General features: G+C 41.6%; 9 protein-coding genes. 6 read left to right on the forward strand and 3 right to left on the reverse strand.

What is annotated here, in order from left to right; genetic code table 11:
• Nucleotides 1-48 precede the first annotated feature (48 nt).
• Nucleotides 49-1,509, reverse strand: a complete 1,461-nt coding sequence (locus RMZ42_RS18455) for a TM0106 family RecB-like putative nuclease (RefSeq protein ID WP_322672747.1) — start codon at nt 1,507-1,509, stop codon at nt 49-51.
• An 801-nt stretch (nt 1,510-2,310) separates the two neighbouring features.
• Nucleotides 2,311-2,664, reverse strand: a complete 354-nt coding sequence (locus tag RMZ42_RS18460) for a hypothetical protein (protein WP_322672748.1) — start codon at nt 2,662-2,664, stop codon at nt 2,311-2,313.
• Between the two features lie 579 nt (nt 2,665-3,243).
• Between RMZ42_RS18460 and RMZ42_RS18465 the strand changes: the two genes are divergently transcribed.
• The 3 genes from RMZ42_RS18465 to RMZ42_RS18475 all read left to right on the forward strand — a co-directional run bounded on the left by RMZ42_RS18465 (nt 3,244) and on the right by RMZ42_RS18475 (nt 5,342).
• Nucleotides 3,244-3,639: a hypothetical protein gene (locus RMZ42_RS18465; RefSeq protein ID WP_322672749.1), complete on the forward strand. Its 396-nt coding sequence runs from the start codon at nt 3,244-3,246 to the stop codon at nt 3,637-3,639.
• Nucleotides 3,640-4,217: 578 nt separating this feature from the next.
• Nucleotides 4,218-4,616, forward strand: a complete 399-nt coding sequence (locus RMZ42_RS18470; RefSeq protein WP_322672750.1) for an NINE protein — start codon at nt 4,218-4,220, stop codon at nt 4,614-4,616.
• Between the two features lie 21 nt (nt 4,617-4,637).
• Nucleotides 4,638-5,342: a helix-hairpin-helix domain-containing protein gene (locus RMZ42_RS18475; RefSeq protein WP_322672751.1), complete on the forward strand. Its 705-nt coding sequence runs from the start codon at nt 4,638-4,640 to the stop codon at nt 5,340-5,342.
• A gap of 246 nt (nt 5,343-5,588) precedes the next feature.
• Here RMZ42_RS18475 and RMZ42_RS18480 read toward each other — a convergent pair whose 3' ends face one another.
• On the reverse strand, nt 5,589-8,231 hold the full coding sequence (locus RMZ42_RS18480) for an ATP-binding protein (RefSeq protein ID WP_322672752.1): 2,643 nt from the start codon (nt 8,229-8,231) through the stop codon (nt 5,589-5,591).
• A 479-nt stretch (nt 8,232-8,710) separates the two neighbouring features.
• Between RMZ42_RS18480 and RMZ42_RS18485 the strand changes: the two genes are divergently transcribed.
• From RMZ42_RS18485 to RMZ42_RS18495, 3 genes are all read left to right on the forward strand, one after another.
• Nucleotides 8,711-10,963, forward strand: a complete 2,253-nt coding sequence (locus RMZ42_RS18485) for a glycoside hydrolase family 65 protein (protein ID WP_322672753.1) — start codon at nt 8,711-8,713, stop codon at nt 10,961-10,963.
• A gap of 282 nt (nt 10,964-11,245) precedes the next feature.
• On the forward strand, nt 11,246-14,056 hold the full coding sequence (locus RMZ42_RS18490; protein WP_322672754.1) for an ATP-binding protein: 2,811 nt from the start codon (nt 11,246-11,248) through the stop codon (nt 14,054-14,056).
• A 152-nt stretch (nt 14,057-14,208) separates the two neighbouring features.
• Nucleotides 14,209-17,619, forward strand: a complete 3,411-nt coding sequence (locus RMZ42_RS18495; RefSeq protein WP_322672755.1) for a COR domain-containing protein — start codon at nt 14,209-14,211, stop codon at nt 17,617-17,619.
• Nucleotides 17,620-17,644: the final 25 nt, after the last annotated feature.

The raw sequence follows: 17,644 nt of genomic DNA on the forward strand, positions 1-17,644 counted from the left end.
TCTCAAAAAGTATTTGAATTTGAAAACCTTTAAAAAATAATAAATTACTTAAGCTAATCGTAAATCATACTCACTTTGGAAAAAGTTGACAAGCCAATCTTTCACTTTATGGGTGGCGCGGCAGTCATCTTCGTTGTAACGTTGGATAATTTCTAGTAAGGTGCGATCGCCTGTTTCTAACCATCGATCGTACCAGTAAATACACTTGGCACCACTGGCTTCTTTATCACGCCACTCAAATCCTATCCAACGAGCGATCGCTTTCAAGGCATAGCTTTCTACGGGCAATGCTACACTTTGGGTTAATTGTTCATACACATCCACAAATCGATTCAGTACAGGACGCACTAAGGAATGTGGAGTGCCGTAAAGTTTTGCCAACCGTTTGACTGTATCAAACTCGTAGACACAAAAATGATAAATTGGCGCTTCGGGATATTGCCAAACCAAATCCAAAAATTGCTGCCAAACTAATTCTTCGTCTTCTGGTTTATCTGCTAAAAAGGAATAAAATTGTTCTGTATTAGTTTGTCTATTAACAACCAAAACCCCTAAAAGATAATCTAAATCTAAGTCTGGCTGGGCTTCAATATCAAAATAAAGCTCTATAGGCGCTGTAAATGTAATATCTTCTGTTGGTAGTGGATATGGTAAAATCAACGGTCGTTTTTCTAGTGCAGATTGAGCTTGTACTACCAATTTGGGCGCTACTTCGGTGTCAAAACCAAGTAACTTTTCTAAGCTGCTGGGACTGGTGTTAGCAAGAGATTCCAGTGTGGTAATGTCTAAGGCTTGGAGTTGAGTGTAGCGAAGGGGTGTTACACCTGGTAGTAGTGAGAGATGTTTTTCAGATTGAGCGATCGCATAACATTCAGTATACCAATGGCAAAAATTGCACTTTTGGCGAGAAATAAATACCTCTGGCGGATTCGGTAACTCTAATACTTGAATAAACTCTTCCAAAATCTGCTGCATCCGTGGTGTCCATTTGCATAGATCGACTGCATAATTTGTATTTTTGGTTCGCAATATGAGCAAAGCTGTTTCAGGTGCAACTCCCTGCACTGTTGCCAACACTTGGGCATGAAATGCAGCGACAACCTGATATTCTTGCTTAGGGCGCTTACCCAGTTCAATACTAGCTGGGACGTAGATCCAATCTCCAAAATTTGATTGTCCCGGCTGTTTCACAAGTAAATCTGGACGACTTAGCAGGGTGTCTGCTTCCGAATAAGTTGCTAACAGTACTCCTTTATAGATGTACTCAACCCCACGCTGCATCAATTCTAAAGTTGCTTTCTCTCCCTTTTCCCAGTTTCCATAAGAATAATCTGGTTGGTAATAAGTCATCTGTGCCAAAGCACTCAACTGATGAGCGATTTTGTCCTGTTGCAGTTTCCGTAGCAACTCATTGGGAGCATCGCGCTGACTTTTGTCACCGTGGATATCTAGAAAAGGTCGGCGTTTACAGCGTTGGTATTGCAGTAGGAGTTCAGCATTGATTAGCATCCTTTTAAGTTAACAAGAATTAGCAGAATCTGGGAGTAACTGTGACAATTAAAATCTGGAAGTGGTGATAGCTTCTCTCGAAGACGCTACGCGTAGCTTGCTTCCCCCTATGGGTACGGTGCGCTACGCCAACGCGTCCACGCTGAATTTGCCGTTTATTTTATACTGTCAACAGCTAGAGCGTTTGCTTTTCTGCCAAATTACAACTCAAAGAGAGTAAAAATCACAGTTTGTCCATTATTACAAGGTTACATGACAAAACAACATAAGCTGTATCTCATCTGTAAACGTGTCACACAACGATCGCACGAACGATCGCAAAACTCTCCTCTTATCTTGACGATTAATTTGACTGCAAAACGATTGCATAATTATCGACTCAGTCAGGCGGATTCAGTCAGGTGTAAAACTTTATTCTGCTAGAGGAGGCTGTACGAGTGGTTAAAAGATTGTCTGAACGATATTTTTTAATAAAACTGTTTTGATTTAAGTAAAAATAGTAACAGTGAAAATGATGTGGAAATAATTTCTAAGTTGTGCTTAGTACAATGTCTAACCTAGTAATGAAAAGTTCGTAGTAAACACTAAAGTGCTTACTACGAACTTGTTGACCTTACTAATTTAAACTTAACAGACTATAGCAATCCTATTTGATTTGTGAGAATCTTGGTGTTGACTGTCCTTTGTCATTGGTCATTTGTCCTTGGTTTTGTCTTATGAATGATTTAGGATTGCTATATTAACAAGGATTTTGGCCAACGCATAATTAATTAAAACTATACCGTCAGCTTTTATCCCTGCTTATTTTCTCCCTATATCTAACTGTACTTGCAATCCATCATTGTCACTGCCTGACTGAGCCGGTGTTAAGAAAACTGAAGTGTCTGGCTGTGATAATGATTCGTTAAAGCGAATTTGGGCTGGAGTTTTATTTTCTCTTCTATTATTGTTGGAAAGGCTTGCTGGATTAGTTTGCTCAAAAAAACTTTTAAAGTCATCTTGGGCTGTTTTTTGATCGATTCCAAGTAGAGAATCACCACTTAATCGATATTGTCCGGGATTTGAGTTTGATGCTGGTGATTGAGCGTAGGCTTGGCTTCCTAAGCTTACAAAGGCTGCCGTAATCCCCAAGAAAGCAATAATTTTGGCGTTCATTTGCTCGCTCCAAATTATTTTTAATATTGCTCGTCTATTATTCTCTGGGAAAAATATTTTGATTAACTCTATTGTTAGGTTCAACTATAATAATTTTATTGCGTATATACTTAGCGTGTCAATGATTTTTGCTATTTTAGGGATTAACAAGTTATAGCTTTGATATCTTTTGAGAAGTTTGATTATCTGGTTAAGTTTCTGAGCGATCGCAATTAAGTTCGTTGACATATCCCAGGATGAAATTAAGGATGTTTAACAGTGACACAAGAGCGATCGCTTGGCTGAAGCTGTGTTTAATTAACAACCACTACGATTTTTGTGACAATCTGACAAATTTGTGACTAAAATAACGAGTTTAGTTACCATCACAACGATTTTCGTTACAAATATCATAGTTTTCGTTACAAATTTACAAATTTAGTTACTATCACTACGATTTTCGTTACAAACATCATAGTTTTAGTTAACATTGCTGAGTAGATTGTTGTAATAAACACCAAATACTGTGGATTATACTCAACCAAAATTAAGCTTTAGTAAGGCAAGCTAGCTCTAGAACACCATAAAAAGAACATAATTATGCCTCGTCAAAAGCGTACATATCGCGTTCTAGAAAAAGCTGAATTGAGAATCGCCGGACTCAAAGCAATCGATCCCAGCATGGATTTTGGGGATGCTCGCAACTTGCAAAATGTCGCACAAGTAATCCAGCAGTACCGCAGTAAAATAGATGCTTATAATACCACTCTGGCTGTGATTGATTCTTATAAAAGTGAGATGAAAGAGTTGGAAAAAACTTTGAGCGATCTAAGTGAAAAAATGCTCCTGGGAGTTGCTTTTAAGTACGGTAAAGATAGCTATGAATATCAGATGGCGGGTGGTGTTCGCAAAAGCGATCGCATCCGTAAAAGCAGAGCAACCCGCTTGAAATCGACTTTAGAGGAAGCAGTTGTTAAGGATGCTACAACTGCATAAAAGCGCCCTGAAATTAAAGTCTGCTGCTACCGAAACAAAGCTTGTTTTTAGTAAACTTGCAATCTGTCATGCTTGAATGTTGCATTGTTTTGTTGTCTAGAAAAGCAAAGAAAGCAAAAATTCAGTGATTTTTATGCTGTGCATTTTCACTTTAGTCATCAGAAACTTTACGTAAGTCTATTGATGTAACTATAAGCAAACTCGGTAAAATTCGTGAGGTTTAACAGATAGAAATTAACTAAGATTAGCTTTAAATAGCAGTTAATATCTGTTAAACCAAACAAATTTGTAAATAACTGCTTAATTGTTGATAAGCAACTCTTGTTCAATATAATTTTATCTACTGATGAGCAACTTGAATAGCGAAAGACTAAAACTTAAATTTAATCAGTTGCATTTAATTTCGTATCTAGCAATTGGTTCTTTGATTTTTTATGTAAATTCCAATCTAGATTTAAACTACATAGTTAAAGGATATTTAGTCTTAATGGAATGTCAGCTAGGTATAATCGTTATTTATTTTTTGACGGCAAAATTCACTAACAAACCAAATAAATAGTTAAAGAAGGTCAAAAAGTTTGGTTGTATTATATGCCAATAGATATTTATTAGAGTTAACTAAGGAAGTAAATGTTATGAAGACTAAATCTACAGCAATTATACTTTGCTTTTTTGGCGGGTGGCTGGGAATCCACAAATTTTATTTAGGAGAAAATGTAGCAGGTATTTTGTACTTATTGTTTTTTTGGACTTGTATTCCATCTTTAATAGCCTTTGTTGAATTCTTCGTCTTAGTTTTGATGTCAGATACCGAATTCAATACAAAATATAATCAAGTTATTGCAAGCACAAGTGGAGCAGTCTCTGCAAAAGATGCAACCAGTGCGCTAGCTGATTTAAAAAATCTTTTTGATTCTGGGATAATTACCGCAGAAGAATATGAAGAAAAGCGCCAAAAGCTTCTGAAATCTTTGTAAATTAAAACTATTAGTCGATTTATGATGTCACAATCTAAATCTTGGTTTCAACAAACTCCTGCTTGGGTGTGGTTATCATTAACTCCGACATTGGGGGGATTTGCGATTGTCTATGCAGGTTATAAATCCAAGACTAAAACTTGGGTTGTTCTAGGGATTAGCATCTCTATATTAGCTTTAGCTTTATCGGCTAATAGTTTAGCATTTGCGCCCTGGATAGCTCAAATTAGTATTGCGTTTTATCTCAAAAAATTTTATTTAATCAAAACTTATCCAAAGAATTTACCAATTCCCGAAGAACAAGAGTTAGCAAAATTAGTTGCGAATACTCGTGAGAAAGTAGATATTAATGAATGCTCAAAACATGAATTAGTTAACTATTTAGGACTACCGATAGTTTATGCAAATAACATCGAATCGTTGATGAATGAGGGATATGTTTTCACTCATGTAGAAGAGTTAATCGAAATAGCCGGAATTCCTGAAAAGCAAGTAGATCGAATTACACCACTGATTACTTTTAGATACAACTACAAAAAAGAAGCTGATTGTTCTTGGAAACGATTAAATACATATTCAACTGATGAATTAATTAGCTGTGGATTAGATGGAGCGATCGCAGAGCAAATTGTTGTCGAAAGGCAGCAACGAGGTGAGTATAAATCCTTGATTGATGTGAAGCAGCGCACTGGATTACCGTTTAATACTTATCGTCATATCGCTTAGAGGATGTTTGAAAAGTCATGATCGATCTATCAAATATTTTTTACCCCACCCTAACTCTCCCCTTATAAAGCTACCGTTTACACACAAGTTAGAAATGATTGACAAATCCGAGTTTTACCCCACCCTAACCCTCCCCTTGTAAAGGGGAGGGAACCGGATTTTTTTGTTTCCCCCCAATATATCGGGGGGATTAAGGGGGGTAATAATTCGATTAAAATCACAACAGATCGCTTTTCAAACATCCTCTTAGACTCTCGATTCTTTCGCTTTTTTCCAAGGAAGTTTCACAGTAAATCGACTACCTTTGCCTAACTGACTTTCGGCGTGGACAGTTCCACCATGTAACTCGACAATTTTTTGCACCATTACTAATCCTAAACCAGTACCCGGAGAACGAGGATTAGAAGTATTTTCAACTTGGACAAATGGTTGAAATAATTTAAATAAGTCATCGGAAAGCATCCCAATACCAGTATCTACCACGCTGATAAAGATATATTCATTGCTAGAACTTGGCTGGACTTCAATCCAGACTTCGCCTCCTTCTTTAGTAAACTTAATCGCGTTAGTTAACAAGTTGATAAATACTTGGCGAATGCGGCCTTCATCGACTTGGATGGGTTCGAGTTCTTCAGGGATTTGTGCCGTCAGCCGGATATTTTTCTGGAAGGCTAAATGTTTGACAAAAGTCAAGCAGAAGTCACATATTTCCTGAATCGAAGTAGCAGCTAGTTGCAATTCGATCTTGCTGGATTCGGTATCGGTAAAGTCAAGGATTTGGTTAATTAATTCTAGTAAGTTTTTACCGCTAGATTCGAGCATATTTAAAGACTGACGCTGTTCTTCATTTACAGGGCCGTACACTTGCTCTTTGAGTGCCTCTGTGATTCCCATAATTGAGTTTAAAGGAGTCCTCAGATCGTGGTTAATGTTTCTTAAAAAGGTGCTTCTAGCACGATTTGCGACTTCGGCGATTTCTTTAGCCTCATGTAAAGCGGATTCTGCGCGTTTGCGATCGCCTATTTCTAAAGTGAGAGCGACAATTTCCACGATTGCTCTAACGAAGTTTTCTTCGCTCAGTTCCCATTTCCGGGGAAGATCGACCTGCTCGTACAATACTGTTCCCACCATTTTGCCCCCAACCCAAAGAATGGTATCAATTAGGGATACAATATTATTTGGTTCGAGCAATTTATCCGATAATTCTTGTACCCGCGGATCGGTACGAGTGTCAGAGACGGCAATAGTACCAGAAGCTAATAGGGCTTTAAAGTAGATGAAATAATCTGCAAGGTTGCGTTCTAAACCTGCCGAATATTTTTGATTGCTACGTTCATAAAGACTTATGCATTGGAGCTTGGTGCGCTCGCTATTGAATAACCACACACTGACTCGTTCTACTTCTAAGGCATTGGCTGCTTTTTGGGCGATCGCTTTGAATGCTGTTTCTAAATTTCCTTCAAAAATCGCTTTGTGATTTGCCAATTCTGTAAGTACTTGATGATGCTGTCCCTGTTTTCGTTCGCTGTTAGTGCGTTCTTCAACCTCGTGCTGTAATTCTTGAGTTCGTTGTTGAACTTGCAGTTGTAAATCCTCATTTTTACTAATCAGTGCAGTAAAAGTTTTGCGTAAATCCTGCGCCACCTCATTTAAAAATCCACCCAGCACCTCTAATTCTTGAATACCTTGTACTTTCACCACTGAGTCGCTGTTGGTAAAATCAGTTAAATCTTTTGTCGCCCTGCTAAAGTACAAAATTGGTTGAGTAATCCACCGAGCGGTGGCAATTCCCAATATAATAGCTAGTCCCAACGCTCCTAAACAAAGAAAAATTGTAGTTTGAATGTTGCGATTAATTTGTCCCATAAAGTCTGCTTCTGGGACAGCCACTATTATCAACCAATTGACATTTTTTTCGCCCTCGAAGGGTCTAACTTCTAAAAATTGCCGTTTGCCTTCCAAGGAAAAATCTAGTTGCTGTAAACCTTGAATTTGGTCAAAGTTACTAAATTTAGTTGTTAAGTATTTAGCGGTTGCTTGAGTCAAAGAATTGCCGCTTTGAGAAGCTGCTAATCTAATGGGTTTACCATTTTGTAAGCGAAATGGTTCTTCGTTGGTAGAACTTGCAACTAATAGCCCCGATCGCTCGATAATAAAAATTTGCCCAGACTTGCCAACTTTGATGTTTTGCAGCAAATTCCCAATTTGTGATAAGTGAGTGAGAGTGCTGTTGACTCCGAGTAGTTCGCCTTGGGAATTATAAATGGGAAGAGAAGCACTAATTAAGAGCGTTGGTTCAGTGCGGGGTGTAAAAATCTGACTAAAGCTGAATTTTTTGGCGGTAACTGCTGTTTGATAATCAGGACGCGATCGCGCATCATAGTTTTTGATTACCTCTGGTAATTGAGTACGTTGACCTTGAGAATCAATTATGTAGGTGTAGAGGTCATACCCAGTTGACTTATCGGCTTTTCTGAGTAAAAATTGGCGATCGTTGAACTTTTCCACCGCTAAATATTCTTGCTCATTGCTTGCAGTTATTGCCAACACATCTGGAAAAATCTTTAACTGCTCTATTAAATATGACTCCCAGTTTGCCAGATTTTCTATCTTCAGCAACCCCATGTTAATGATATTTTGATTACTGCCTAGTACCTGACGCCCAGTTGCCAAGTAAGTTTGTAAATTCTGCTCGACTCGATTGGCAACTTCATGACGTAATTCACTAGCTACCTCATTGATTGCCTTTTGCCCGTTTCCGATTGACAAGTATGCAGTCAATCCCACAGCTAGCAAGATTTGCAGCACAAACAACGCTACCAAGATGCCACTTAGAGGTACGCCTTTAAACAGGGAAAAAACACTACCTTGCCCAGTATTTTTGTTCATCTGCGCACTCTCCCTTCCTGTCCTGTAGTACTGAGTACAACACCTCTAGTTTGCTGTCCTGTGGGCTTATGCATAGTTTGTACTCGGTCAGGTCAAGTGCCAATATACCACTTCTGCTAAAAGAACAAAACGTTACATAACTGCACCTGTAGATTTTACCAGCCAAAATATGACTAACGTCCATCACAAAGACAAAGACGGCGATTCATCGCGTCTTGCCTTAACGATTCATCGCGTCTGGCCTTAATCGTAAATATCAAAGAAATTGATGAAAAACTGAATCAATTCGTAACTAGTTGAGATTTATGAGTTATAACTGGCATTTTTAAATAAATCTAACTGTAGACAGATGAAAAGTGAAACGCTACTGTTATCAGAAGCGTATTTTTTGGCGTTCAGATTATCTTTAATCTCGGCGCTCAAGATTGCTCCTAATTTTACCGCATTCTACCCAGCCCAAGACATAGGTTTTATCACTCATGCTCAACGTGTCCACTTCCAATTCTCAGCAAAATCAGCAATTAATTGACAATACTGACTGGAACGTTATTGAAACGGAGTTTAACCCGGCGCAGTTGCATCACAAAGAAACTGTTTTCACTCTTGGTAATGGGTTGTTAGGAGTGCGGGGTACATTTGAAGAAGGATATCCCCAAGATTTTCCAGGCGTACTGATCCACGGTGTTTATGATGATGTGACAATTACTCATACCGAATTGGTAAACTGTCCCAACTGGCTGCCATTGGTAGTGAAAGTAGCAGGCGATCGCTTTAGTATGGACAGTGGTGAAATTCTCAACTACGAACGTCGGCTCGATTTACGCTTAGGTTTAGTTAGCCGTGATGTGCGGTGGCGTAGTCCTAATGGTCATACTCTAGATTTTCACTTCGAGCGTTTCACCAGTTTAGCAGACCAACACGTTTTGGCGATTCGCGCTCAAATTACATCGGTAGACTTTGAAGGTGAAATTACCGTTGAAGCCGGATTTGACAGCGAACCACATACCCAAGGCATCAAACATTGGCGAACCTTAAACCAAGGTGGCATAGATCAGATTCTCTGGTTAAACAGTACAACTCTCCACTCAAATATTCAAGTTGGGATGGCAGCTAAGTTAGTGGTAGATGGTGATGAGACTGCACCTGTGAGCGTCGAAAAGACTTCTACTTCTCCCACTTTGACAACTACCTTAGAGTTATATCCTGGAAAAACGGTAACTGTAGAAAAAATTGTCACCTTGTTTACTTCACGAGAGACAGAAATCCCCATTGCCACCGCTTTACAAAGACTTGCTGAGGAACCGAGATATACTACTTTATTGGCAGCTCACATTACTGCATGGGAGCAAGTGTGGCAAGACAGTGACATTATAATAGAAGGCGATCGCTTGGCTCAATTGAGCGTCCGTTACAATCTCTTCCAATTACTAGCTGTAACACCGCGTCACGACAATCGGGTAAGCATTCCTGCCAAAGCTCTCTCTGGTTTTGCTTATAGCGGACATATCTTTTGGGATACAGAAATATTCATCCTACCTTTCCTCACCTTAACTCAACCAGCTCTAGCGCGTAACTTGCTTACCTACCGTTACCACACCCTACCAGGAGCTAGACGCAAAGCTCAAGAAGCGGGTTATCAAGGAGCGATGTTTGCTTGGGAAAGTGCCACTACTGGCGATGAAGTAACTCCGCGTTGGGTTCCGGCTCCCAATGGTGAATTAATCCGCATCTGGTGCGGTGATATTGAAGTGCATATCACCGCAGATATCGCTTATGCAATTTTGCACTACTGGCAGTCTACCAACGATGATGACTGGATGCGAGATTATGGCGCCGAAATTATCCTTGATACGGCTGTTTTCTGGGAAAGTCGAGTGCAGTGGAACCAAGAGCGTCACAGTTATGACATCCTAGATATAATTGGCCCCGATGAATATCACGATCGCATCGATAATAATGCCTTCACCAATCTTATGGTACAGTGGCATTTGCAGTCAGCTTTAGCGCTGTGGGATTGGCTCAAACAAGCTTATCCTGAAACCTCAGCAGAACTAGTGCAAAAACTCAACTTAACTACAGAGCGTCTGCACCATTGGGCAGAAATCCAAGAGCGTCTATTTGTCAATGAAGATGCTCAAACCGGTTTAATTGAGCAATTTGAAGGCTTTTTCCAGCTAGAAGACGTTAACCTCGCTGATTACGAACCGCGCAGTAAATCTCTGCAAAGTTTGTTGGGAATTGAAGCTACAAACCAGAAGCAGATTCTCAAGCAGCCAGATGTGTTGATGCTCTTGTATTTATTGCGCGAACGTTATGACTATAACACCCTCGCCACCAACTGGGACTATTACAACCAGCGCACCGACCACAGTTATGGTTCTTCATTAGGCCCAGCCATTCATGCCATCTTAGCTTGCGACCTCAATCAACCAACTGAAGCTTATACACATTTTATGCGATCGGCCTTGGTAGACTTAGATGATGTCAGACTGAACGCCGCCGAAGGAATTCACGCTGCCAGTGCTGGAGGAGTATGGCAAGCAGTAGTTTTCGGGTTTGCCGGTATTCGGATGACTCAATTTGGCCCCATTGCCTGTCCCAATCTACCACCCAACTGGACGCGTTTGAAGTTTCGCCTGCAATGGCGTAACGAGTGGTATGACTTCGATTTACAAGCCGAAACACAAGTCAAAGTTCCCACTTTGGCAGATACACGCTCGACAATTGTCTAATAGACTTTTTGGATAAATCAATGAGCTTTCACCCTAAATCCCTCTCCCAACTTGGAAGAGAGGGACTTTGAAATTGGCTTGGCTCCCCTTCTCCCAAATTGGGAGAAGGGGTTGGGGGATGAGGGCAATAAACGCTGGTGTTGTGAAGTAAATTTTCTTTGATGATAGATGTCGTAACATTTAAGTATGATTCCATACAGAAAGTTTTTATTCTGAATATTTAAGAGATGGGAACTCTAGCTAATAAGCTTAATTAAAGTATCCCACCGAACACTGCTAATCATGTCCGATTTTGCTCATTCCACATTGGGCCAATCTTCTTCCCTTCGTTTGACTAGAAGCTTGAGTGCTGTTGAAAGTTGGGGCTTTGGTTTGACAGCTCATATTTCTTGGACAGCATTGGTTCCAGCGATTCATGCTGCTCTCGGTTCCCAAGCTATTTTTGTTTGGATACCTGCGGTGATTTTTGGAATGCTGCTTAACTATCAGGTAAAACGCTTAGGTTTGCATTTCATCAATGTAGCTGGAGGAACACCTAACTATGCTACCAAGCTACTGCATAACTACCCAAGACTTGCTCGCTATGCAGCAATTGGATACCTCCTCAACTGGGTTTCTTACCTGTCAGTGAATACAATCGTACTCAGAGATTTAATTAAAGTAAATTTAGAGACGCTGGGTATTACCTGTCCAGACATATTTCTGGATATTAGCTTTACACTCTTGCCTTTTATTGTGGCATTTAGTGGGACTCGCGCCCTGAGTATTTTACATTTGTTTTTTGTAATTCCAGCCTTTGCACTGCTAATAACTTTCTGTATCCAAGGTCTTGGCTGGTTAGCGTTTTCTCCCGTTAGTCCTGGGTTTTTTCCTAACAGTTGGTCATCTTTGAGCTTCGTGGATTGGGCAAAGTGGTTCTTTTTCGTCACTTATGCAACCTACAGCTGTGAAACGGCTTCTTCCTTTGTCGCTGATAGCCGCCACCCCACCCAGACGCTACGGTTTCTAAACGTTGCCGCCTGGATGATGCCAATCATCTTTTTGGGAGGGTCTTGGGTAGTGATGCGGTTAGCAACAAATCCCAACCTTAAAGATAATGCTTTCCTAAATCTGGTGGCAGCTTCCCATCCCTTTTGGGGAAGATTCGCTGGTGTAAGTGTTTCTTTTTTACTAGTAGCTGCAAGTCTTTTAGGTTCGGCAACAGTGGTTTCTAATTGCCCGCGAATTTTGTATCAACTGGCTTTAGATAACCACATTTCACCAGTATTTTCTGTGGTCTCACGTCGGGGTGTGTTTGTCCCTGCATTGACATTGACACTGGTATTGTGCTTAATCTATTTGATTTGGGGAGATGTAGCGCGAATCGTCGCTGTTGGTAACATCGGTTGGTTTGTCTCCTTTATGTTACTGCATCTGGGGCTTTGGCTTCGGCGCGATCGCCCGGAAGTTTTATTTCCTCGCATATCTCTGGCTATTCTGCTGTTAGAAGTTGTGGTGCTATTGGTGGGCGGATTTGCCTGGGGTTGGCTCAACTTGCTGACTGGGCTATTATTTCCCATTGGTGTTATAGGAATAGATGCGGTAATTCGCCGTGTGGATTTCCCTGCTTTCCATCCTGATTGGTGGATGCGGCGATATCGCACGCGCCCTGTAGTAATTATCAAAGATTCAGTAATTCTTCAGGTGAGTATCCTGATTTTTTTACTGTGCAGCGCCGTGGCAGTTGGCTGGTTATTTGGTGTCAAACTCAATAAAGTGGCGACTGCGGGCGGTGAGAATATATTTGTGGTGCTACTGATGAGCGTGGCATTTGTGGGAGTAGCGATCGCTTGTTGGACAAGTTTACCGCAAGTGGTAGCGATCGCAGAAGCAAGAGTTGCTGCCGAACACCTCTTTACAGTCGCCCAGGATGGTATTTTAGTCGTAGACGATCGAGGCATTATCCGCCAAGCAAACCCAGCCACCAAATCATTCTTTGGTGTCAACCCATCAGAATTGCGGGGAAATCACCTGAACAAATGGCTACCCGCATTAGTCTACTATCCAGAGCAGTGGACAAAGCGTAGCGAACAAATTCTCATCGGCAATGGGAAAAACAGAACTCTAGAAGTTTCCATCTCAGACCGACCCCATCGGGATTTTCAGGAATATGTTGTTATTCTCCACGACATTACCCAGCGCAAACAAGCAGAACAGATATTGCGATACTCAGAAGCACAACTGCGCCAAGAAGCAAAGCAGCTAGTATCTCAACTGGTACATAGTGAAAAAATGTCGAGTTTGGGACAGTTGGTAGCAGGTGTAGCGCATGAAATCAACAACCCAATCAATTTTATTTCTGGCAATGTCGGCTATGCCAATCAATATATCCAAGATTTATTAAGATTGCTGCAATTATACCAGAAAAACTATCCTAATCCACCAAAGGAAATTCAACAAGAAATAGAAGCGATCGACTTAGATTTTCTGATTGCAGACTTGCCCAACTTGCTAACTTCGATGACAGTTGGTGCGGAACGAATCACAGAAATTGTCTTATCTCTGCGAAACTTTTCTCGGTTAGATGACGCAGAAATGAAAGCTGTGAATATCCATGAAGGTCTAGATAATACGTTAATGATTTTGGAACATCGCCTCAAATCTAAATCTAATAATCTAGCAATTGAAGTGATTAAAGAGTACGGCGATCTGCCGTTAGTAGAATGTTATGCTGGACAACTAAATCAAGTATTTATGAATCTTCTGGCAAATGCGATCGATGCTTTAGAAGAGGCAGTGGAAAATGGTGAATGGGAAGTAAGGGAAGAAACGCTCTCTACTCCTCAGATAAGCATTCAGACTAAACTCACTAGCGAAAATCAGGTAGTTATTCGTATTGGCGACAATGGTATAGGCATTCCCGAAAAGGTACAAAAACAATTATTTGAACCATTTTTTACGACTAAACCAGTTAATAAAGGTACTGGGTTAGGTTTATCTATTAGTCATCAGATTATCACCCAAAAACATCAGGGAAAATTACAATGTATTTCTACTCCTGGTCAGGGGACAGAATTTGTAATTGTAATTCCGCTAAATCAGCAAGCTATCTAATTGTCAACATTATTTTGCGTGGTTAAATTTTCACCCTTAGCGTTGCTAGAATGTTAGGCTGAGATTTTCTGGCTAAACCACCTGTATAGGCTGTTACCTAGAAAAAGTCTGGCTATTACTCCGATTTGGGTAGTGAGAAAAAGGATTTGGTCATGGCAAGACTTATTGGAGTTTATTATTGGCAAGCAGAGCAGCGTATTAAAAAGGCACGGCAAGAGGGAGCAATAAAACTCGATCTTAGTAACATGAGACTCACTGAGATACCAGAGGCGATCGCATCTCTGACTCGGTTGCAAGAGCTTAACCTCTCCAACAACCAACTGACTCAACTGCCAAAAGCGATCGCATCCCTGACTGGGTTGCAAGAGCTTTACCTCGACAATAACCAACTGACCGAACTGCCAGAAGCGATCGCATCCCTGACTGGGTTGCAAGAGCTTATCCTCTCCAACAACCAACTGACCCAACTGCCAGAAGCGATCGCATCCCTGACTGGGTTGCAAGAGCTTTACCTCTCCAACAACCAACTGACCCAACTGCCAGAAGCGATCGCATCCCTGACTGGGTTGCAACAGCTTAACCTTTCTCACAACCAGCTGACCGAACTGCCAGAAGCGATCGCATCCCTGACTCAGTTGCAACGGCTTAACCTTTCTCACAACCAGCTGACCGAACTGCCAGAAGCGATCGCATCCCTGACTCAGTTGCAATCACTTAACCTCTACAACAACCAACTGACGGAATTGCCAGATGTGGTATGCGAACTTCAAGCATTACAAGAATTGGAGCTTGGAGAAAATCCTATTGAGTTGCTTAGTTCAAAAATCGGTTTACTAAAAAAGTTAAAGCAGCTATCTCTTCGCAGTACCAATCTAAAAACTTTGCTTCCAGAAATTGGGCAATTAGTCTCTTTAACTTGCCTCGGTTTGGGAGATGGAGAATGTGGCGAGGGTAGTAGGTATGTTGAATCGAGTTCCCAGATCGTGGCCTTGCCACCAGAAATTGGTCAACTTACTTCTCTTGAGTGGCTTGCATTGGGTAACAGTGCTGATCTTTGCCAACTTCCCTCTACTATCAGAAATCTAACAAAGCTTCGTGCTCTAGATATTTCAAGGTCAAAGGTCTCAGATATTCCATCCTCAATATCTCAGCTTGAGAATTTGCAGAAGCTTAACCTTGATGAAAATCCACTTAACCCTGATCTTGCTGCTGCGTACGAACAAGGCTTTGAAGCAGTCATGCAATACCTACGGGCAAAGGCAGAAAATCAAGTGACGCTGAATGAAGCCAAGCTAATCCTAATTGGTGAGGGTGAAGTAGGCAAGAGTTGTCTTTTGGGTGCATTGCGAGGAGATAAATGGGTGGATGGTCGCCCCACAACTCACGGGATTGAGATTAAACCTGTAATCGTCACTGATGTTGATACTGCCAAAGAAATTACGTTGAATGGTTGGGATTTTGGCGGTCAACGGGTTTATCGACCAACGCACCAGTTGTTTTTCAGTGCGCCAGCAGTGTATCTGGTGATCTGGAAACCACGGGAAGGCCCCCAGCAAGGCTTTGTCAAAGAGTGGATTACGCTGATCAAAAATCGAGAACCAGATGCAAAGGTGTTGGTGGTTGCAACGCACGGCGGCCCCGGACAGCGACAACCAGACATTGACAGACAAGAAATTATCGATCAATTCGGCAAAGATACGGTAATCGATTTCTTCCATGTAGACAGCAAACCCAACCAAGATACGACACATTGCACCGGACTTGCAGAATTAAAAAATGCTATTGCTCGTGTCGCTGCATCTCTTCCCGAAATGGGGCGTTCCGTTCCTGCAAAGTGGCAGCAGGTGCGGGAAACCTTACAGACAAGTGACAAAGCCTATCTCCCCTACGATGATGTTATTGCCATCTGCGCTGAACAGGGAATCGATGAGGAGCAAGCAGAACTGTTCCTTCGCATCTCCCATACACTAGGGCATTTCATCCATTACCATTACGACCCAACACTACGCGATATCGTCATCCTCAAACCCGACTGGTTGGCAAAGGCGATCAGCTTCGTGCTAGATGATGAAAAGACACGCAAACGCAACGGTTTAGTGGAATTTCAGCATCTCAGCCAGTTGTGGAGCCATCCGCCATTTGCAGGCGAAGAAGGCTATCCCTCAAAATTGCATCCAATTTTTCTGCGGCTGATGGAACGCTTTGATCTATCCTACAAAGTAGTTTTCGATCCATCAGAAACTAGCAATACCAGCCTGATTGCTCAACTTGTTCCCGACACACGCCCAGAGACATTACCCAATTGGGGAGAGGAACCGGAAGCCGGAGACAGGCAACAGATACAAATCTGCCGTGTTGTGGACAGTCGCGGACAGTTTGCAGTTGCAGAAGGTTTGTTTTACCAGTTGATTGTCCGGTTGCACAAATACTCACTAGGGCGGGCGAATTACGAAGACAGCATTCACTGGCAACGGGGCTTAATGCTTGACAATGACTACAACGGTCGGGCATTGCTGGAATATGTTGGCACTGATGTAAAAATTACGGTGCGGGCAGCTTATCCAGAAAGGTTCCTGTCATATCTCACGGAAGAGATTAAATGGCTAGTCGAGAATTTCTGGGAAGGATTGCGTTGTAATGTGATGGTTCCCTGCATTGAAGCTTGCGGTATGAATGCCCCTGGAAACGGACTGTTTGAGGTACAAAAACTAATTGAAAGCAAAAAGAAAAATCGTCATGAATTCCCGTGTCCCATTTCTGGGTGTGGTGAATGGCAAAACATCGATCAATTGCTGAATAACGCGCCGACTGCTCAACCCCCATCTCAAGCAATTGGCATTGAGCAGTTCCGATACATTGTGAAAGACGAGTTAAACGTCATCCGCAAAGATTTGGTTATGTACGATCGCCTAGATCAAGCACGCTTTCAGGTATTATCTCAGGAGCAACGCACCATTTTAAGCCAGGTCGATCAGCAGTTTGCAGAACTAATGCAGATGCTCACCGATGAAGCGAAAGATGGCCCGCGCCTGTTTAGCTTTAAGCCCATTGAACCAGGATTTTTCGATCGCCCCAAATGGATTAGTGCCAAGTTTCAACTTACCCTGTGGTGCGAACACGCACGTCAGCCACTTCCAGTTTTAAATCCCAACGACAAGAAAAAGGGAGTTTATGAATTAGACTTGCCGCGTGACTGGTTCACCAAGGCAGTTCCCTATCTCAGAATTTTGACCGGAACCCTAAGCCTAGTCTTACCTGTGGCAGGTTCGGCAACTAAATTTATACTGGATGATACCACCTACAAAGCCATTGAAGAACAACTCGATTTGGGACAGAAAAGCATCGAGTCTACTTTGAAGGGAAGTGATATGGCTTTGGCTGGAAAGTCCAAGAGCGATGCCTCCTTCTTGGAAGGCGATGCAATCCGCGCTCAAGGCTCGATTTTGCGAGAATTACACGCCTTATTAAAAGAGAAAGATCCTAGTTTTGGTGGTCTAGTGCGGGTGCAAAACAAACGCCGTGAATTTCTTTGGGTTCATCCTCAATTTGTAGATGAATATTAATTGACAACGGATATTAGAGCTATTT

It is taken from the genome of Nostoc sp. DedQUE05 (genome assembly GCF_034530955.1).
Classification (GTDB): domain Bacteria; phylum Cyanobacteriota; class Cyanobacteriia; order Cyanobacteriales; family Nostocaceae; genus Nostoc.

Bases quoted from the DNA above. Each gene is read 5' to 3' on its own strand.
- RMZ42_RS18455 (WP_322672747.1), bottom strand. From the start codon at position 1,509: ATGCTAATCAATGCTGAACTCCTACTGCAATACCAACGCTGTAAACGC.
- RMZ42_RS18465 (WP_322672749.1), top strand. From the start codon at position 3,244: ATGCCTCGTCAAAAGCGTACATATCGCGTTCTAGAAAAAGCTGAATTG.
- RMZ42_RS18495 (WP_322672755.1), top strand. From the start codon at position 14,209: ATGGCAAGACTTATTGGAGTTTATTATTGGCAAGCAGAGCAGCGTATT.
- RMZ42_RS18480 (WP_322672752.1), bottom strand. From the start codon at position 8,231: ATGAACAAAAATACTGGGCAAGGTAGTGTTTTTTCCCTGTTTAAAGGC.
- RMZ42_RS18485 (WP_322672753.1), top strand. From the start codon at position 8,711: ATGCTCAACGTGTCCACTTCCAATTCTCAGCAAAATCAGCAATTAATT.
- RMZ42_RS18475 (WP_322672751.1), top strand. From the start codon at position 4,638: ATGATGTCACAATCTAAATCTTGGTTTCAACAAACTCCTGCTTGGGTG.
- RMZ42_RS18490 (WP_322672754.1), top strand. From the start codon at position 11,246: ATGTCCGATTTTGCTCATTCCACATTGGGCCAATCTTCTTCCCTTCGT.
- RMZ42_RS18460 (WP_322672748.1), bottom strand. From the start codon at position 2,664: ATGAACGCCAAAATTATTGCTTTCTTGGGGATTACGGCAGCCTTTGTA.